The sequence below is a fragment of the Streptomyces sp. NPDC048436 genome, from assembly GCF_043200355.1.
GTDB lineage: Bacteria > Actinomycetota > Actinomycetes > Streptomycetales > Streptomycetaceae > Streptomyces.
Genome location: NZ_JBICXP010000004.1, coordinates 52,546 through 70,598, shown reverse-complemented (window position 1 = coordinate 70,598; position 18,053 = coordinate 52,546). Strand labels below are relative to the sequence as shown.

Genomic DNA, 18,053 nt, shown 5'->3' with positions numbered 1-18,053 from the left:
GGGTGCGTCTGGTGGAGATAGCGGGATCTGCGCACCGGGCTTTTCGCACCATCCGCGGCCGCTACGTGTACCTCCACCCCAGCACGCCCCAGTGACCGAACAGCTCCGAGCGTGCCGTGATGAAAGGGATTCCGGTCGATCCGCAGCAGAACCGCGGGGACCCGGGTGTCGAGAGTCAGCACTGCCAGATTCTCTCAATTCCATCCCCCATGCGGGCGATGGGCGCGCCCAAAGGATTAGGGGCTCGATTGGCGCAATAGAAATACATATGACTGAGTGTCAGTGGACGAGCAGCTGGACGAGCAGCACGAGGAGCGCCCATGGCTTTGCCGAGACGCCGGAGCACCAGTGAACGGCTGGCGTTCGTCGCCGGCGGAATCGTCGTATCGGCAGCGCTCGCCGTCGGTCCTGGCTACGCGTCCGGAGCCGGGCAGGACCCCGAACCACCGGCCTCCCCCGAACCCTCCGCGGCGCCGAGCACCCCCGGCGGCGACCCGCCGGCCCAGCAGCAGAGGCCCGCCTTCGGCGCCTACCTCACCTACGGGCCCGACGGCGTGCAGCGGATGGCCGAGCTCAGCAAGTGGCTGGGCGGCGCCGAGCTGCGTGTCGGGCACACCTACCTGCCGGGCGACCGGTGGAGCAACATCGAGGGCGCCCCGAACTTCCTGGAGAGCTGGGCCCAGTGGCGGCGCGCGCAGGACGACCGGCTCTTCGTCCTCAACGTCCCCATGCTGGAGCGCAACGAGGACCACGTCGGCGACGCGGAGGTCCGCGCGCAGCTGCGCCGGGGCGCGGCGGGCGAGTTCGACCAGCATTACCGCGCTCTCGCCGAGCGGCTTGTGAAGCTGAAGGTGCCCTACACCGTGGTGGTGCTCGGCTGGGAAATGAACGGCATCACGTACACCCATCGGTGCGGTCCCGACCCGGAGGCCTGGAAAACGTACTGGAAGCGCATCATCACCACGATGCGTTCGGTGCCAGGACAGAAGTTCAAGTTCGACTTCACGCCCAACAGGGGCCGGGACGCCACTCCGTGGACGCGGTGTTATCCGGGCGATGACGTCGTGGACATCATCGGCATGGATTCGTACGACCAGCCGGAGGGCATGGATTTCGCCGAGCAGGTCAGCGAGCCGTACGGACTGAAAGAGCACGTGGAATTCGCGAAGGCCCACAACAAGGAAATCTCCTATCCGGAGTGGGGCCTTTTCCGGAACGGTGACAACGAGGAATACATGCGGAAGATGCTCGCCTGGATGGACGAGCACAAACCGCTCTACAACACCCTCACCGACTACTGCCCGCACGGTGTGTGGCAGTGCGACGACAACCCCAAGTCGTCCAAGGCCTATCGGATGCTGCTCTTCGGCCGTACGGGCACCGCGCCCGTGCCGGAGCCGACCACGCCGACGGCTCCGCCCCACTGTTCCCCGCTGAATCTGGGTGACTGGATCGACCGCTGGCTCGGCGGCAAACTGTGCATGCGCCTGGACTGGTACAAGCGTTCCTGATCAGGAACGCTCCTGGTCAGGCCGCTCCTTGCGCTCCCGGCGCTCGCGGCGCTCGCGCAGGAACTCCTTGGCCCGGCTGCGGGCTGCGGCATCCCACGCGGCGGCCCGCAGCACGGGGGCGGTGCGCCGGCGGGCGAGCAGGAAGCGGTGGTTGGTGACCGCCTCGGGGCGCCAGTGGTGTTTGTACGGTTCGTTGCCGCGCAGGAGGCTGAGCACCCGGCTCCTGTCGCCCTCGGCATGCTCCGTGCAGGCGTTCAGGAGCATCGTCGCCACGTCCACCTTGCGCTCGCGCAGTTGCGGGTGTGCCCCGTAGAGATAGCCGCCGACCAGGTGGGGCGAGAGCAGGGTCAGGTCCGCCGCGACCACGGCGTCGTCGAGCCGGAACTCGGTGACTACCGCGTCGCCCGTCCGGACCATGAGCCCGACCGACCTGATCAGGTGCTCGGAGAACCGCGGCTGGAGGTGCTCGGACGTCACCTTGCGGCCCTGCCACTGGAGTTGGTGCAGACGCAGGAGCGTGCGCACCGACTCGTCCACCTCGTCGTGGCGTACGACCCTCCGCTCGACGCCCAGCGCGTCCATCTTCCGGATCTTGGCGCGCGCCCGCTGGGCCCGTGGCGCGGGCAGCCGCCCGAGCAGCTCCTCCATGGAAGCCGCGGGCAGCTCAAGACAGAGGGAGTCCGCGAGGCGCAGCCGTGGCCCGTGCCAGCGTTCGTAGATCCGCTCCAGGGCGGCTCCGGACCTGACCTCGCGGAAGTCGATCAGGGCGCCGCGGGCCAGCTTCGACAGGCCGTCGGCCAGGGCCTGCGCGGCCTCGTCGGCGTACTCGTCGTCCAGCAGCACATCGGTGAAGTCCGAGATCGCGCCGCCCAGCGGCACGAGCGCCGGGAGCGGGACGTGCGCGCGCATCAGCGGGGCCGCGGCGATCAGCTCGCCGTCCTTGCGTACGAGGACGACGCGGAGCCGTCCACGCCTGCCGTAGGAGAGCCACCAGGAGTGCAGCCACGCGTGGCTCTGGAACGGCGTCGCCGTGCGGCACCGGCGGTGCAGCCGGGCCCACGCCGCCGCCACATTCCCGAACTCCCCCTCGTCCGTGCAGAGTTCGACGCTCAAGTCATGGTTCATGTCACGGGTCAGGTCACGGGCGCCTTGGGACACCGCCATCACCTCTCCCGGCTGAGGTCGGCGGCCTGCGCGGGGCCCGGCACCGCGGCGGCCACCGCGTCCTCGCCGCGCCGGGGGCGCACAAGGAGGGCGAGACCGCCGAGCAGGCCGCCCGCGCAGCCGCCCACCAGGGCGGTCATGGGCGCCTGGGCCGAAGCGGGGTCCGCGGGCTCGACCGCACGGGAGAGTTGCAGGAGACGTACCTGGGTGCTGTCCTTGGTGTGGTTCGCGTTGTCGGTCAGGGAGCGTGAGACGGCGTTGGCGATGTCGGCCGCCTTGCCGGGCTCGGCCGCGTCAGCCGAGATGGCGATCATCGGCGCGTCGGGCGAGGTGGCCGCACGCACGCTGTCGCGCAGCGTCCGCGGCGAGACACCCGACTCCACCTGGGCGTCGCCGAGCACCGCGATCTGCGTGGCGACCCGGCCGTAGGCGGTGGCGAAGCCCAGTGCGGCGGTGGGGTCGGAGCCCTTCTGCGGGACGGCGATCACGTAACTCGTCGCGGTGTACTGCGGTGTCGTCACCGCCCCGTACACACCGCCGGTCAGGGCGCCGAGCGCGGCGCCCGCCGGGAGCAGCCACCACACGGGCAGGCGCTTCACGCGGGTCAGCATCGCAGCGGGGCCACCGGCCGGGCGGAGCCGCCTGCTGAGGGTATCGATCATCGGGAACTCACTCTCGGGGTCGAGCCGGAGGCAGCTGCCTCGTACACGTGCATCAGCTGGGCCGCGCTGCGGGTGATGCTGTAGTGCCCCACGGCCTGTGGGGCGAGGCGCCGCCCCGGCCCTGCCTCCCGGAGCCGGGTCAGCGCCCGGGCGAAGGAGACCGGGTCGCCCGTGACCCGCAGGGCGCCGGTGGCCGCGTCCGGCGGCAGGTCCTCGACGGCGGGGCACCGGACGTAGAGCACCGGAAGACCGGCGGCCAGGCCCTCCACGACGGCCAGGCCGAAGGCCTCCTCCGGCGATGGCGAGGCGAGGACGTCCATGGCGGCGAGCAGGGCGGGCAGGTCGCCGCCCGCACCGCCCTCGCCCTCACCGCCCTCACCGCCCTCACCGCCCTCACCGCCCCCAGCGGACTCCCCGGCCAGGTGGGCCCGCTCCCCGGCGAACACCACACGGCCTGCGATGCCGAGCCGGCCCGCCGTCGCGCGCAGCCTCTCCTCGTCGGGCCCTCCCCCGACCAGCAGCACGCGTACGTCCTGGGGCAGCGCGGCCACCGCGTGCAGCAGGACGTCGAAGCGCTTGCCGGGAGCCAGCCTGCCGACTCCCCCGACGACGAACGCCTCGTCCGGAAGCCCCAGTTGGCGGCGGGCGGTGATCCGGGCCCGGGGGTCGAAGCGGAACCGTTCGACGTCGATGCCGTTCGGTACGACGTGGATGCGCTGCCGGGGTACGCCCCACCGGCTGAGCCGCTCGGCGACGGACGGGGAGACCGCGACGGTGGCCCGCCCCAGGCGCTCCCCGGCCAGGTACAGCGCGCGGACGCCCGCGGTCAGCGGCCGTCCCTCCATCTGCGAGTCACCGAGGGAGTGTTCGGTGGCCACCACGGCGCGTGTCCCGGCGATGCGGGCGGCGACGCGCCCGTACAGGCAGGCGCGGTACAGGTGGGTGTGGACCAGGTCGTAGCCGCCGCCCCGGATGACCTTCGCGAGGCGGGGCACGGCTCCCACGTCACGGTTGCCGAACATGCCCAGGTGGATGACGCGCACTCCGTCGGCCTCCAGGCCCTGGGCGACCGGGCCCGGGTTGGTGAGGGTGACGACATCACAGGCGGCGGGCAAGTGGCGTAGAAGCAGCCGCAGTTGCTGCTCGGCGCCGCCGACCCCGAGGCCGGTGATGATGTGCAGTGCCTTCATTCGGTCACCGCCGGTTCGCGCACCGCACGGCGGCGCAGCCGGTTGAGCCGCAGCTTCAGCTGGAGCCGCAGCGCGGTGTCCTCCTGCCCGACGTGCACGCGGGGCAGGGCGTGCACCCCGGTCAGGGGGCCTGGGGAGATCGCGCATCCGTAGCGGTAGCCGGCCGCTCGTACGCACTCCACGACACGCTCGTCGATGGTGCCGTACGGATAGCAGAAGCCCTCGACCTCGCTGCCGATGAGGTCGGAAAGCGCGACCCGGCTGCCGCTCGTCTCCTGCCACAGCAGCCGGTCGCCGGCCTGGGTGAGGTCGATGTGCGTGAGGCCGTGCGAGGCGACCTCCATCCCCTCGGCGGCGGCCCGGCGGATGCCGTCCGCGCCGAGCAGTGGTTTGCGCGGGCCGAGCGGGTCCCAGGCGTTCTCCCCCGCGAGGCGGCCGGGGAGCACGAAGAGCGTGGCATCGAAGTCGTAGCGGTGCAGGAGCGGCAGGGCGTGGTCGACGAAGTCGGTGTACCCGTCGTCGAAGGTGAGGCCGACCAGGTCCCGGCCCTCGCCCCGGGCGCGCGCCGTGAGCAGCCGCGTCATGCTCACCCCGCGCAGGCCCTGGCGCCGCAGCCAGCGAAGCTGTGCGGCCAGGCGTTCGGGCGTGACGGTGATCTTGTAGGGGTCGTCCGCGCAGTCGTCCACGGAGTGGTACATCGCCACCCACATCGGCGCTTCGGGCAGCCAGTGCCGTCTGCGCCGCGAACGGGAGGTCCGGCCTTGTGCTGTGTCAACGGACATGCGCGAGCTTTCGTGTGACGGAACGGAGGACGGGCCCGATGGCCTGGGCCTTCAGGGCCCAGAGCACCAGGACGAAGACGGCGACGACGATCGGGGCGACGGCGGCGACGGCGATGAGCGGTGATTCCACATGGCCCGCGAAGGCGCCGCCCGCCGCGGTGGCGCACACCGTCGCCGCGGCCGGCTTGGCCAGTTCCGCCAGCACCCGGCGGACCCGGATCGGCACGTTGCGCGGGCCCATCCCGCGCAGCAGCACACCGGCCGTGACGCTGATCCCGGCCGCGTTGGCGAGCGCGATGCCGCGTACGCCCCACAGGTCCACCGCCCAGCCGCCGATCCCCGCGGTGGCCGCGATGCCGACCGCCATCGCGCCCAGCGGGTACCAGGTGGCGCGCCCGCCGGAGAAGTAGGAGCGGACCAGGGCGCCCACCAGGGTGTGGCCGAGGAGGCCCAGGGCGTACACACGCATGACGGCGGCCGTGGCCTCGGTGTCGTCCGCGGTGAACGCGCCCCGCTGGAAGAGGAGTTGGATGAGCTGGGGTGCGCACGCGATCACCACCGAGGTGCCGAGCAGCACCACGCATCCGGCGAGCCCCAGATCGCGCTCGACCCGCGACCTGGCCCGCTTGATGTCGCCCTCGGCCAGGGCCCGCGCAACGACGGGGAGCGTGACCGTGCACAGCATCAGGGAGAGGATCATCGGCACCTGCGCCACTTTCTGGGCGTAGTTGAGGTGCGAGATGGCCCCGGCGGGCAGTGAGGACGCCAGGAAGCGCTCGATGAGCACCTGCGACTGCCGGCACAGCGCGAACAACAGGACGGTGGCGATGAGGGTGCCGCTCATCAGCGCCGGCGCCGAGGCGGTCGACGCCTTGTCGTCCGGCGCGTCGGCGGTGTCGCGGGTGAGCTGCCGCCAGAGCGACGGCGCCTGGGCGAGGACCATGAGGACGCCGCCGACCGCGACGCCGAGGGCGGCGGCCCGGACGCCGTAGCGGGGGGCGAGGACGAAGAGCGCCGTGATGATGCCGATGTTGTAGAAGACGTAGATGCCCGCGGGCGCCACGAACCTGCGGTGGGCGCGCAGCGCCGCGCTGCAGTAGCCGGCGAGCCCGAAGGTGAAGACGCAGGTGGCGGTCAGCAGCGTGCAGTCCACGGCGAGGCCCGGGTCGGGCAGCCCGGGCGCGAGGACCTCCACCAGGACCGGAGCCCCGAACATCAGGATCAGCGCGACGGCCCCCGAGGCCAGGATCAGCCGGGGCAGCGATGCGGCCACCAGGGCCCGCACCGGGTCCCGCGGCGCGCCCTGGCCGCGGCGGGCGATGGCCATGCTGAAGGCGGGTACGAGGGCGAACGCGAGGCCGTCCTCGATGAGCAGCGTGGTGGCCACCTCGGGGACGGTCCACGCGACCAGGAAGGCGTCGGTCTCGGCGCCCGCGCCGAAGAAGTGGGCCAGCGCCTGGTCGCGCACGAGCCCGAGCACCGATCCGGCCACCGTGAGGACCGCGGTGACCAGAGCGGCCTTGGCGAGGAAGCCGTTGGAGGGGTCGGAGCCTTTGACGGGCTCGGCCGCCGGGGCGGTGACCTTCCCGGCCGGTCCCGTGTCCGGGGCGTGGGTCGTCGAGGTCATCGCGGGACCTCCCCCGACAGGGCTCTCGGGGAGAGCGCCCACCAGGCCACGAGCCCCAACACCACCGCCATGAGCACGGTCGATGGCCCGCCGATGTCGGCGTACGCGAAATCGACCAGCTGCCACACAAGCAGCCCGCACGCGACCAGCGCGCAGTCCACGCCGGGCCGCCCGCGCACCCGGGCGAGGCGCCGCAACCCCAGCAGCAGGAAGGCCGCCCAGCTGCCCACCAGCGCGCACAGGCCGAGCAGCCCCTGCTCACTGAGGACGAGGAGATACATGTTGTGCGGGGAGAGCAGCGGCTCGCGGCTGAACTCGGCGCCCGCGCCCGCGGTGTCGCTGGCCGACGAGAGGGCCACCGAGGCGTGGCTGTCGCGATGGTCGGGGAAGGCCTTGAGCCCCACGCCCGACACCGGCCGCTCACTCCACATGTCCACCGCGGCGGCCCACATCGTGTACCGGTCGGTGACCGACTGGTCGGGGGCGTCGGTCACCTGCGTGATGCTGGTGATGCGCTCCTGCAGCATCTGCGTACCGACCCCGAACCCGCCCACGAGAACCACGCCCGCCGCGGCCGCCGCCGTCAAGACCCGCAGCGCGCGCCGCACGCCCGCGAGCCCGAGCTGCGCGCCGCACGCCACGACGGTGGCGATCCAGGCGCCCCGGCTGAAGGAGAGCGCGAGCGGCACGGTCAGGAGCAGCGCGCACACCAAAGCCATCTGACGCTGCCTCGGGGACACCGGGCCGAGCGCGAGGGCGACCGCGCACACCAGTCCGTACGCCACCACGGTCGCCATCCCCATGACGTCCGTCGGGCCGAAGGTGCCCACGGCCCGGACGTCCGAGCCCATATAGCTGGCGCCCGTGCCCGTGACGTACTGATAGGCGCCGAGCGAGCCCTGGAACAGCGCGAGAGCGACGAGGGACCAGGCCACCAGACGGAAGTCGCGGCGGTCCCGGACGAGCATCAGGACCGCGGCCGGTACGAGGACGAAGATCTGGAGGTAGCGCGCCAGGCCCGTCATCCCGGCGGAGGTGGTGCTCGCGCCGACCGCGGCGACCGCGATGCCGAGCACCGGGAGGCCGAGCACGACGGCGGCGGTGCGCGTCAGCGGTCGCCGCGCCCCGCGCACGGCGCGGGCCACGCACCAGAGCACGACCAGGCCGGAGACCGCGTCGGCGACCGTGCCGCCGGATGCGGCGCCGGAACCGCCGGCGTCCGGCGGCACGGGAAGCGCGAGCAGGGCGACCACGGCCATGACGGGCAGGACGGGTCCCGCCCGGCGCAGTGCCGCCGTCAGGGCGGCGGCCGGTGAGCCCGGCGGGATGAGCGTGATCGAGGCGGCGTTCACCCGCGTCAGCTCCCCGTCGGGCGTACGAGGGAGGCGGCGGTCCGCAGCAGGATGCAGAGGTCCTGCCAGAACGACCAGCTGTCGATGTAGGCGTTGTCGAACCGGCACCGGTCCTCGATCGAGGTGTCGCCCCGCAGCCCCTGGATCTGGGCGAGCCCTGTGATGCCGGTCGGCATGCGGTGACGCTCCGAGTAGCCGGGGTGCGCCTTGCTGAACTGGGCGACGAAATAAGGGCGTTCGGGGCGCGGACCGACCAGGCTCATGTCTCCCCGCAGGACGTTCCACAGCTGCGGCAGCTCGTCGAGGGACGTACGGCGCAGGAACTGGCAGAAGCCGCTCATGTGCTGCTCGCCCGCGACGGTCCACCGGGTCGCCGCCTCGTGCTGATCGGCGGGGCGGTGCGTGCGGAACTTCAGCAGGGTGAAGGGCCGTCCGTCCTTGCCGATGCGCTCCTGACGGAAGATCACCCCGGGTCCTTCGGTGGCCCGCAGCACGGCGGCGCACGCGAGGAGCACGGGCCCGGCGAGCAGCAGCAGGATCCCCGAGGTCACGAAGTCCATGACGCGCTTGCTGAGGCTGAAGTACCCGCGCCCGGCGGGCACGAGTCTGCGGCAGGGGAACCCGGCGAGGTGCCCGGATCTGTTCTGGCGCCCCGGCGCGTCGTACCCCGGCGGCTGTGTCGCGTCGACCGCCCACACCTCGCAGCCCGAGCCGTCCAGCTCCCGCAGCCACCCGATCTGGTCGGGGCCGGGAGTCGGCCCGACGACCAGGACGGTGCGCACGGAGTTCTGGATGACCGCGCGGCGCAGCTCCTCGATGGTGGAGAGCACCGGCAGTTCGGCCCCCTCCGACTCCGTGCGCTCGCCGGGCGCCTCCCCCACGACGCCCACCGGCCGCACCCCGGCCCGCGGATGGCGCAGGACCGCGTCGGCAACGCGGCGCGCGGCGGCGCCTGGACCGACGACGAGGGCCGGGCGCGGCTGACGGAGCGTCGCCCTGCGGGCCCGCAGGTACAGGGCTCCGCGGCCCGCGCAGCACAGCACGCACTGGAGCGCGGCGGCCATGGACAGGGCGGCGAGGGAGAGCGGACGCAGCGCGGTGAAGCTCGCCGCGGCCAGCCCCACAGCGCACCAGCTCACCGTGATCTGCCAAGCCAGCGAAGGCAGTTCATCGAGCGCCGATGGCACGGCGAGCGGACGATACAGCGCGGCGCGCACGTTCAGCGCGATCACGCAGGCCAGCAGCAGGGCCACCAGGAGAGGGTGGCGCTGCGGTCCTTCGAGCGCCACGGCGGCGAGCAGGGCCGCGCCGCAGTCGACGGCGAGCAGGGGGAAGGCCGAGGAACGGCGTACGGAGGAGCCCCGGCCGATGCTCGTCCGCAGGCCGCCGCCGGCCCCGCGGGGAGGGATGACCGAGGCGGTGGGGATGGCGTGGTCGGCCGCCCGTGGCTGCGTGGCAGAGGTGGCGACGGTTCGTTCCGCACTCACGGGTTGATGGACTCCCTGCACTTGATGGGCCCCACGCCCAGCAGCTCGCGGTACACGGCCGCGACAGCGTCCGCGGTGCGCCGCACATCGTGGGTGTTCAGAACATGGCGGTGCGCCGCCCGGCCGAGGGACGCGCGAAGGGGCGGATCGTCAAGCAGCCCGAGCAGGGCGCGTGCCAGTGCCTCGGGGTCCTCGGGGGGCACCAGGCCGTGCGGCACGAGTTCGGGCGGCAGGCTCTCGCAGGCGCCGTCCACGTCGGTGACCACCACGGGCCGGCCGCAGGCCATGGCTTCCAGGGGTACGAGTGCCATGCCTTCCCAGCGCGATGGCATGACGACCACGTCGGCGGCCTGGTACCAGGGGGTGGCGTCCCTGGCGGCTCCGACGAAGCGGACGGAGGCGGGCGCCTGTGCGCGCAGGGCGGCGGCGTCGGGGCCGTCGCCGACCAGGACGAGCCGGGCGAGCGGCATCCGTTCGGTGACCGCCGCCCACGCCCGCAGCAGGAGGTCCTGGCCCTTCTGCCGGCACAGCCGCCCCACGCACACCACCAGCGGGGCCTGTCCTTCGAGGTCAAGGGCGGTCCGCGCCGTCCGCGCGTCCACGGGCCAAAAGCGCTCGGTCTCCACCCCGTTGGGGATCACGGACCAGTGGGCGTCGATCCCGGCCCGCTGCCCGGTGCGCAGCTCGGCCTCGCTGACACAGACGACCCGCGTGGCCCAGCGCGTACCGAAGCGCTCCCAGCGCAGGGCGAGCCGCGCGCTCACGCCGCCGACGGCCTCGAAGGACCACGCGTGCGGCTGGAACACCGTGGGGATCCGGCCGCGCACGGCGAGCCTGGCGGCGAGCCCGGCCTTGGCGCTGTGCGCGTGCACCACGTCGGGCCTGACCGCCTCGACGAGGCGGGCGAGACGCCGTACCTCGCCCGGCACCCCCGGCCCGGGGGACCGGGCCGCCGCCCAGTGGTGCGTGCCGCTTCCCAGGCCGCGTACGGCCTCCGGCAGGAGACCGCTGCCCGGACACGCGACGTGGACCTGCATTCCGGCGGACAGCTGGGACTTGACCAGGTCGGTGACCACGCGGGCCACTCCGCCGTCGACGGGCTGGGCGACGTGAAGGACGCTCAGCCGGGGGTCTGTTGCGATCAGTTGCATGCACGGCGCCTTGCTCAGGGGGAAGGAGGTGCCCTACCGCTTCGCGTCCACAGCGGTGAAGAGCACACCGGCCCACGCGGACTCCCGCTGCGACGCGAGACGGATGAGCAGACCCTCGCGGTCGGCCTTGAGGGACCTGTCGAGCCGGAAGATGTCGGAGTCGTATCCGAGCGTGTTGGTGTACGCGGGCTTCCTGGCGATCTGCCTGCCCGGCTCGCTGATGGTCGAGTTCAGTACGTCATCGGCGGGGTTGGCCGCGTCGGAGAGCCGCTGGGGCCTGCTCCCGCCGGACGACACGGTGAGCGTGTCGCCGGTCATCCCGCGGTCTCCGTTGTACGTCACCATGCCCACGTCCCCGCTCGCGCGGGCCGGGACCGGGGCGCCGGAGAGACGGAGCACATGGCCACGCCGCCGTGCGTCGAAGGAGTCGGCGCCGAAGTGCCCCCTCGCCGCATTGACCTGCGCGACGGTGTAGAGCCCCTCGCCACCGGCCCGTACGAGGGGCGTGACGTCGGCCGAGGCCTGGAAGGCGTCCACCTCGTCGGCGGCGCGGTGCCCGACAAGGGTGTCGGCCCGCACGTCCTGGTAGCTGCCGCCGGGTTCGGCGATCAGGGCCATGCCGTTGTCCTCGGCGGGCTTCTGCTCGCCGACGCGGAGGTTGTCGCCCCAGTACAGGCGCGCGTAGGACACGCGGGAGCCCTTGGGGAGACGGACCTCTCCACGGCTGGAGTTGTAGGTGTTCGAATCCCTGTCGACGTCTACGTAGGACATGTCGTAGTCGTGGGACGTGTTGGCGGCGCGGGTGATTCCGCCGCGCTGAAGGGCGTGATAGCGCTGGGCGAATTCGATGCTCGGCGCTTCGGCGGCAGGGGGCGAGGGCACGGCCAGGGCGGGGCCGCCCGGCGCCGCGACAACGGCGAGGGAAAAGGCACACAGCGTCACGCGACGCAGAAGGGGACCCACGGAATGACGCATGACCGGCGTTGCCCTTTCGGGAAAGGTTCTGAACCAGGAGCGAGAAGGGAAATGCGTTAGTCACACAAGACGCGTAACTTCCCGCACTTGTTCTTTCAAATGGCTTCAGGAGATGAGCAACACTAGCCGCTTTCCGGATTAATCCAGGAAGGCTGACAAGTGTGTCGGAATCGTGAAGTGCGCAGTGATCAGGCGGCTCTCGGGCCCTGCCGGGAGTACGGGGCCGGGCCCTCCGCGTGAACCTCACGCCAGCAGATCACCCTTTTGGGCCCACAACCCTTGCGGGCCACGTCCGTTGATCCATGGGCCGGGCACACCGCCCTGGCGATGCACCAACTGACCAAGGAGCAACTCTCCATGTCGCGTACCGCGAAGGCCCTCGCCCTCTCCACCGTTGCCGTGGCCGCCATGGCCGGCAGCGCCGGCATCGCCGCCGCTGACGCCGGCGCCCAGGGGGCAGCCACCCACTCCCCCGGCGTCCTCTCGGGCAACCTCGTCCAGGTCCCGGTCCACGTTCCGGTCAACCTCTGCGGCAACACCATCAACGTCATCGGTCTCCTGAACCCGGCGTTCGGCAACACCTGCGTCAACAGCTGACACCTCGCCAGCTCGCTTTTCGCGACGGCCGTTCTCCCCTCGGGGAGAGCGGCCGTCGTGCGTTCCCGAGCACCCCAACCCCTCCATGCCCCAAATGGCAGTCGCTCGGTTGCGGTCGGTTCCCGCCGCTTTCACGGTGAACACAAGATCCGACGCATCACCGAAGGGAACACCCATGCGTGCTCTGCCCGTCCGGCGCATCGCGGCCACCGCCCTCTGCACGACGCTCCTCCTGGGGGCGGCCGGTCCTGTCGTCGCAGCCGAGAACGACACCCCCGGCGGCAGCGCTCAGGAAGCGGTCCGCGCGCCGGTCCCCAAAGCGACCGAGCTGCTGGCGCAGGCGAAGACGCTGGGCGACATCGGCGGCGTACTCACTCCGGTCACCGAGCTGCTCACCGCCGCACTGAAGGCCGACGGCGGCAAGCTCCCCGCCGCGGACGCCACGAAGCTCGCCGACGCGGCGAGGAAGGCCATCGCGGGCGCCGGTGCCGCGAAAGCCCCCGCGGCACCAGCCGTTCCCGAAGGGCAGGCGGTCCCCGAAGCTCAGGCGCTGCCCGAGACCCCGGCGGTGCCCGCGGCGCCCAAGGCCGAACTCCCGGCGGCCCCGCTCCCCAAGGGACCTTCGAGCGACATCGTGGCGGCTCCCGACCCCAAGGCCGACGCCCTCAAGGAGCTGCAGACCGCGGTCGACGCCCTCACCAAGGCGGCCACCGCGGGTGATGCCACCGCGGTGGGCAAGCAGGCCCCCATCGTCCTGACCGGCCTCGTCAACGTCGTCACCGCCACCGTCCTCGCCGGCGGCCTCCCGGCTCCCAAGCTGGCGGGCCTGCCCGCCCTGCCCACGACGCCCCAGGCACCCGGGGCCTGAGCCCCGGTCAGAGCCCGTCGCGTCGGCCTTCGTCGCCGGCACGGCGGGTTTTCCGTGTCCATCTCATACAAGAATGAGACTCGCCTTCGTTCGGGTGGGGTTCGGTGAATTTCCGCCGCACAGAGTTTCCGCCGTTCACAGCGCTCGTTAGCCACGGCGAAGTGAAAGCCCCGCTGGCGACCGTCTGTCGCCGAAGAAAGGAACACGATGAAGCCCCTGAAGGCTGCCGCCGTCGTTGCCGGATCCATGGTCATCGCTGGTGCCGCCGCGCCCGCCTTTGCCGCCGACCTCACGCCCACCAGCCTGAACGGTGGACTGGAAACGATCGCCGCCCGGGGGCTCACGCTCGACACCTTGCCGGTGGCCACCAACGCCCTGGACACCAAGAACAAGGACTCGCTCGTCAACACGGTGAAGAGTGCCGCGAAAGACGTGCACGCGGGCGGCGGCGCCGGCAAGCTTCTCGGCGGACTCCCCCTCGCGAAGTAGGACTCATTCCTGTTTCCCTTCCTGATCGCGCGACGCCGTTCGAGGGAAGCAATCGCGTGGGCGTGTTCTTGCGAAGGCTTCCGCCGAGGACGCGGCCGCCGGCACACGGCGCGGCGGTGACGGCCGGTTCCGCAGAATGCGTTCTGCGGAACCGGCCCTCGGCTTTTCACCGCCCGCCCCGTCGCCGGCCCCCCGGAATTCCACGGGGCCTCAGTTCGACTCGAATGCCCGGAGTTCGACCGGGCGTGCCCCGATCGTGTGATCGCTCGTCCACACTCACCCAGTCAAGTGACGGACGGGCCTGAGACCTCGGAACTCATCGATACGGTTCCGGGATGACCTCGACATCGAGCGAAACCCGCACTTTCCGCGCCGCCGATCTGGGCACCCTCACCGTGGTCGCCTGGAGTGGTGAACACCCCGAGGACGAGAAGGACATGCCCTTCCTGCTCGCCTACTCGCTGGGCGACGGCGAGGGCGGTCCTGAGGCCGCGTCCGAAGCCGTCGAACTCCTGCTGCGGAACAACGGGCTCCCCATCGGCGGCCCTGTCGTGGAGAGCTCCCGCAACCCGGGCCTGCCCGTCACCCTCCTCGTCGAGGCCGGCCAGGCCGCGCTGAACATGCCGTACCTCAGTGCCCAGTGCGTGGTGCCGCCGGAGTGGCTCGCCGCCGTGGGCGCGCGGGGTCACGCGTACTTCCTGTTCACCACGCGCCCCTGGCCCGAGGCCAAGCCCGGGGTCGCCCTCTCCGAGGAGGATCTCAAGGCGTTCGCGGGCGACGAGGAGACGCTTACCCGGGCCGCGCACTGCCTGCTCTCGGTGCGCAGCCTGCGCGGCTAGCGGCGGCCGACGTGGCCCGCATGCGACTGGGGCCCGCCGGTTGGGACAGACCGGAGGACCCCAGCGCTCTGTGACGCAAACCGTTCAGCGCACCACGTCAGAGCAGACCCAGACCCAGGTCCGCGTCGAGCAGGTGGTCGTAGTGGTGGTGGTGGCCGTGGTGGTAGCCGTCGTTCCAGCACCCGCCGTGGTCGCAGGGGGTCGCCGCGGCCTTCTGAGCGGGAAGTTCCGCCGCCGAAGCGGTAGTTGTGAGCGGAACCGTCACGGCCAGGGCCAGCATGGCCGTCGCAGCGGCACGACGAAGCGTGATCTTCATGGGGGATCTCCTCGATCCGTTGGGGACGAGATCGACGCTAATCAGCCGCCCAGTCCCTGTCGTGCCGAGAGCTGCGCCACTACTGCAATAGGGTGCCGAGCCCCCCAACCACGAACCAAGTAAGGACCAGAGCCCATGCACACCAAGGCGTCTCTGCCGAAAGCCCGAAATCCCGAAGCCTCCTTACAGCGCGCGGACTCTCCACACGGTGTCGGCGGAAGTCGTGCGTTCGCGCTGCTTCTGGTGATCACGGGTGCGGCGGGGCTGCTTGCGGCGTGGGTCATCACGCTTGACAAGTTCAAGCTCCTCGAGGACCCGGATTTCACGCCGGGGTGCAGCCTCAATCCGGTGGTGTCCTGCGGGAACATCATGAAGAGCGAGCAGGCGTCGGCTTTCGGGTTCCCGAATCCGATGCTGGGCATCGCCGCGTACGCGGTCGTGATCTGTGTCGGCATGAGCCTGCTGGGCCGGGCGCGCTTCCCCCGCTGGTACTGGCTGACGCTGAACGCGGGCACGCTCTTCGGGGTCGGGTTCTGCACGTGGTTGCAGTACCAGTCGCTGTACGAGATCAACTCGCTGTGCCTGTGGTGCAGCCTGGCCTGGGTCGCCACGATCGTCATGTTCTGGTACGTGACGTCGTTCAACGTCCGCAACGGATTCCTGCCGGCGCCTTCCTGGCTGCGTACGTTCTTCGGCGAGTTCACCTGGGTCTTCCCCGTACTGCACGTCGGTGTCATCGGGATGCTGATCCTCACGCGCTGGTGGGACTTCTGGACCAGCTGACGCGAACGGGGGGACTGTCCGCCGGGCGCGAAGGCATCACGTACAAGGAGGCATGCAGTGGTCGAGGCAGCAGCGGCCGACGGTCCGGGCGCGGCGAAGACCACGCGCCGGACCGCGGCGCGTGGTCTCATCGGATTCGCCGTCGCCGCCGTCACGGCACCGGCCGCGCTCCTGTGGACGGCCCGGACCCGGCAGGCGGATCACCCGCCGTCCGACGACCTCGGCGAGGGTTCGCTCGACGACAGCCTCGGCGACGGTTCGTTCGACGAGGTGTACGCGGGCCGCCACATCCGCGGTGCGAGAGCGGCCGGTGTCCGTCAACACACGGGCGCGGCCTGGGACATCACTGTCGACGGCCGTCCTCTGCACCTCATGCGGCGGGCCGACGGCGGCTACCTGAGCATGATCGACCACTACCAGTCGTTCCCGACGCCTCTCCTCGCCACCCGCAGGGCAGTGGACGAACTCGGCCCCACCCAGCAGCTGCGCGCCGGTCCCGCCTGAGCCCGGCCCCACAGACAGGACCTCACCGGAGGAGCGCACCGAACGTGGTCTACACCCGCAAGAACCAGAGCCGCCTCACCCGCGCCGAGAAGCGACGGTTCGTCAACGCGGTGCTCGAACTCAAACGCAAGGGCCGGTACGACGAGTTCGTACGGACGCACATCGAGCACTACGTCTCCGACGGGGACAGCGGACTGAGGGTGGCCCACATGACGCCCTCGTTCCTGCCCTGGCACCGCAGGTTCCTCCTGGAGTTCGAGCGCGCCCTGCAACGGGTGGACTCCTCCGTGACCGTCCCGTACTGGGACTGGACGGTGGACCGGACGGCGGGAGCGTCGCTCTGGGGAGCCGGGCTCATGGGCGGCAACGGCAGGCGCTCGGACCGCCAGGTGATGTCCGGTCCCTTCGCCCGTACGAACGGCGTCTGGGTCATCAAGGAGGGCGCGACGACCGGCGACTTCCTCATGCGGGACTTCGGCCGGCCGCAGAACCCGATCAAGCTCCCCACCCCGGACGAGCTCGCCTGGGCCATGCGCGACCCGGTGTACGACACCGCTCCCTGGGACTCCACATCGAAGACCGGCTACCGCAACAAGCTGGAGGGGTGGACATCCGGCACCGGGAGCGCGAAGTGGCGCAACCACAACCGCGTCCACCGCTGGGTCGGCGGACACATGCTCGGCGGGGCCTCGGTCAACGACCCCGTCTTCTGGCTGAACCACGCCTTCGTGGACCTGCTGTGGGACCGCTGGCAGGCGCGTCACCCCCACTCCGCGCCCTACCTGCCCAAGAAGCCGCCCGCGGCACACGGCCCGTCGAGTGGCCGCGTCGTCGGCCGCTTCGAGGGGATGCCGCCGTGGGACGTGCCGCCGGACGAACTGCTCAGCCATCGCGGCATCTACCGCTACGCATGACGAAGCCCCTGACGGTCCGTGACCGTCAGGGGCTTTCACACGGGCTCAGCCGCCGTAGCCGCCGGGGCCACCGTGGTGGCCGCCGTGGTGGCCACCGTGGTGGCCGTCGCTGTTGACGCAGGTGTTGCCGAACGCCGGGTTCAGCAGCCCGATGACGTCCACAGTGTTGCCGCACACGTTGACCGGGATGTGCACCGGCACCTGCAAGAGGTTCCCCGAAAGGACGCCGGGCGAGCCGACGGCCGCCCCCTCTGCGCCTGCGTCCGCCGAGGCCAGGCCGGCGCCACTGAGCACCACGGCGCCCGTGCCGAGGGCAACAGCGGCTGCCTTCGCGATGCGAGACATCACGTTCTCCTTTGAATTGACGAGCACGTCCGCATGTACGCGGCCGTACGGTCCCTTCAACGGCGTCACAGGCACCAGGTAACGGCACTGATCGGTACATCATTGGTGAAATCGTCTGCGAGCCCGTGTCCAGGGCTCTCTGGGGCCGTTGCGCATCACATGATCTCAACACGACGCATGCTCGCCGCAGTAGCTCTCGCCGCCGGCGCATCGGCCCTGGCCGCACCGGCGGCGAACGCCGCCATCTCCCCCACGGAGACCATCGACACACTCACCACGTCCGCGATCCCCGCGGAGCACCGCGACGAGATGCCGTCGGTCACCGGCCAGCTCGGCGGACTCAACGATCTGTACCAGCTGCAGCAGCTCCACCAGCTGACCGACCTGGCGGCTCCGGTCACGGGTCTTCTGGGTGCGGTGGGGTAAGCGCGGTGGATACGTGAAAGGCGGGGCCGGCCCTTGAGGGTCCGGCCCCGCCTTTCGTGGGGCGCCGCACG

The 18,053-nt window shown here is 71.4% G+C and carries 20 protein-coding genes; 9 read left to right on the top strand and 11 right to left on the bottom strand.

Going from position 1 to position 18,053, the window contains the following annotated elements:
- The first annotated feature begins 320 nt into the window (after positions 1-320).
- Positions 321-1,511, top strand: a complete 1,191-nt coding sequence (locus ACGFX9_RS15185) for a glycoside hydrolase family 26 protein (protein WP_393470764.1) — start codon at positions 321-323, stop codon at positions 1,509-1,511.
- Here ACGFX9_RS15185 and ACGFX9_RS15180 read toward each other — a convergent pair whose 3' ends face one another.
- From ACGFX9_RS15180 to ACGFX9_RS15140, 9 genes are all read right to left on the bottom strand, one after another.
- On the bottom strand, positions 1,512-2,675 hold the full coding sequence (locus tag ACGFX9_RS15180; RefSeq protein WP_393470761.1) for a GNAT family N-acetyltransferase: 1,164 nt from the start codon (positions 2,673-2,675) through the stop codon (positions 1,512-1,514).
- Entirely contained in the window at positions 2,675-3,337 is a 663-nt protein-coding gene (locus ACGFX9_RS15175) for a lipopolysaccharide biosynthesis protein (RefSeq protein ID WP_393470758.1), read from the bottom strand. Before ACGFX9_RS15175 ends, ACGFX9_RS15180 begins: the two co-directional genes overlap by 1 nt.
- A complete protein-coding gene (locus tag ACGFX9_RS15170) occupies positions 3,334-4,527 on the bottom strand; it encodes a glycosyltransferase (RefSeq protein WP_393470755.1) in 1,194 nt (397 codons plus the stop codon). Before ACGFX9_RS15170 ends, ACGFX9_RS15175 begins: the two co-directional genes overlap by 4 nt.
- Complete coding sequence (locus ACGFX9_RS15165) at positions 4,524-5,309, bottom strand: polysaccharide deacetylase family protein (RefSeq protein WP_393470752.1); 786 nt, start codon at positions 5,307-5,309, stop codon at positions 4,524-4,526. The genes ACGFX9_RS15170 and ACGFX9_RS15165 overlap by 4 nt, the downstream gene beginning before the upstream one ends.
- A complete protein-coding gene (gene murJ / locus ACGFX9_RS15160; RefSeq protein WP_393470750.1) occupies positions 5,299-6,936 on the bottom strand; it encodes a murein biosynthesis integral membrane protein MurJ in 1,638 nt (545 codons plus the stop codon). Before murJ ends, ACGFX9_RS15165 begins: the two co-directional genes overlap by 11 nt.
- Positions 6,933-8,195 carry an O-antigen ligase family protein gene (locus ACGFX9_RS15155; RefSeq protein WP_393472401.1) on the bottom strand — a complete coding sequence of 421 codons (1,263 nt, stop codon included), beginning with the start codon at positions 8,193-8,195 and terminating at the stop codon, positions 6,933-6,935. Before ACGFX9_RS15155 ends, murJ begins: the two co-directional genes overlap by 4 nt.
- A gap of 98 nt (positions 8,196-8,293) precedes the next feature.
- Positions 8,294-9,775 carry an exopolysaccharide biosynthesis polyprenyl glycosylphosphotransferase gene (locus ACGFX9_RS15150; RefSeq protein ID WP_393470746.1) on the bottom strand — a complete coding sequence of 494 codons (1,482 nt, stop codon included), beginning with the start codon at positions 9,773-9,775 and terminating at the stop codon, positions 8,294-8,296.
- A complete protein-coding gene (locus tag ACGFX9_RS15145; protein WP_393470742.1) occupies positions 9,772-10,926 on the bottom strand; it encodes a glycosyltransferase in 1,155 nt (384 codons plus the stop codon). The genes ACGFX9_RS15150 and ACGFX9_RS15145 overlap by 4 nt, the downstream gene beginning before the upstream one ends.
- 33 nt (positions 10,927-10,959) lie before the next feature.
- Positions 10,960-11,901: a DUF3344 domain-containing protein gene (locus tag ACGFX9_RS15140; RefSeq protein WP_393470739.1), complete on the bottom strand. Its 942-nt coding sequence runs from the start codon at positions 11,899-11,901 to the stop codon at positions 10,960-10,962.
- A 357-nt stretch (positions 11,902-12,258) separates the two neighbouring features.
- Here ACGFX9_RS15140 and ACGFX9_RS15135 point away from each other — a divergent pair, with 357 nt between their 5' ends.
- The 4 genes from ACGFX9_RS15135 to ACGFX9_RS15120 all read left to right on the top strand — a co-directional run bounded on the left by ACGFX9_RS15135 (position 12,259) and on the right by ACGFX9_RS15120 (position 14,694).
- Positions 12,259-12,498, top strand: coding sequence for a chaplin (locus ACGFX9_RS15135; protein WP_393470736.1), 240 nt, complete (start codon positions 12,259-12,261; stop codon positions 12,496-12,498).
- Between the two features lie 175 nt (positions 12,499-12,673).
- Positions 12,674-13,366 carry a hypothetical protein gene (locus ACGFX9_RS15130; protein WP_393470733.1) on the top strand — a complete coding sequence of 231 codons (693 nt, stop codon included), beginning with the start codon at positions 12,674-12,676 and terminating at the stop codon, positions 13,364-13,366.
- A gap of 207 nt (positions 13,367-13,573) precedes the next feature.
- Positions 13,574-13,855 carry a hypothetical protein gene (locus ACGFX9_RS15125; RefSeq protein ID WP_393470729.1) on the top strand — a complete coding sequence of 94 codons (282 nt, stop codon included), beginning with the start codon at positions 13,574-13,576 and terminating at the stop codon, positions 13,853-13,855.
- Positions 13,856-14,190: 335 nt separating this feature from the next.
- Positions 14,191-14,694, top strand: a complete 504-nt coding sequence (locus ACGFX9_RS15120; protein ID WP_393470725.1) for a DUF5949 family protein — start codon at positions 14,191-14,193, stop codon at positions 14,692-14,694.
- 97 nt (positions 14,695-14,791) lie between these two features.
- Here ACGFX9_RS15120 and ACGFX9_RS15115 read toward each other — a convergent pair whose 3' ends face one another.
- A complete protein-coding gene (locus ACGFX9_RS15115; protein ID WP_393470721.1) occupies positions 14,792-15,010 on the bottom strand; it encodes a hypothetical protein in 219 nt (72 codons plus the stop codon).
- A gap of 135 nt (positions 15,011-15,145) precedes the next feature.
- Between ACGFX9_RS15115 and ACGFX9_RS15110 the strand changes: the two genes are divergently transcribed.
- The 3 genes from ACGFX9_RS15110 to ACGFX9_RS15100 are packed head-to-tail and all read left to right on the top strand — an operon-like array spanning position 15,146 to position 17,211.
- Positions 15,146-15,793 (top strand): vitamin K epoxide reductase family protein, encoded by a 648-nt coding sequence (locus ACGFX9_RS15110; RefSeq protein WP_393470719.1) that lies wholly within the window; start codon positions 15,146-15,148, stop codon positions 15,791-15,793.
- A 57-nt stretch (positions 15,794-15,850) separates the two neighbouring features.
- A complete protein-coding gene (locus ACGFX9_RS15105; protein ID WP_393470717.1) occupies positions 15,851-16,297 on the top strand; it encodes a tyrosinase family oxidase copper chaperone in 447 nt (148 codons plus the stop codon).
- 44 nt (positions 16,298-16,341) lie between these two features.
- The gene (locus ACGFX9_RS15100; RefSeq protein WP_393470714.1) at positions 16,342-17,211 is read left to right on the top strand and encodes a tyrosinase family protein; all 870 of its coding nucleotides are present in this window, start codon (positions 16,342-16,344) and stop codon (positions 17,209-17,211) included.
- A gap of 45 nt (positions 17,212-17,256) precedes the next feature.
- Here the strand turns inward: ACGFX9_RS15100 and ACGFX9_RS15095 are convergent, their stop codons facing one another.
- Positions 17,257-17,556, bottom strand: a complete 300-nt coding sequence (locus tag ACGFX9_RS15095; RefSeq protein WP_393470711.1) for a chaplin — start codon at positions 17,554-17,556, stop codon at positions 17,257-17,259.
- Positions 17,557-17,733: 177 nt separating this feature from the next.
- Here ACGFX9_RS15095 and ACGFX9_RS15090 point away from each other — a divergent pair, with 177 nt between their 5' ends.
- Positions 17,734-17,982: a hypothetical protein gene (locus ACGFX9_RS15090; RefSeq protein ID WP_393470708.1), complete on the top strand. Its 249-nt coding sequence runs from the start codon at positions 17,734-17,736 to the stop codon at positions 17,980-17,982.
- The last annotated feature ends 71 nt before the right edge of the window (positions 17,983-18,053 follow it).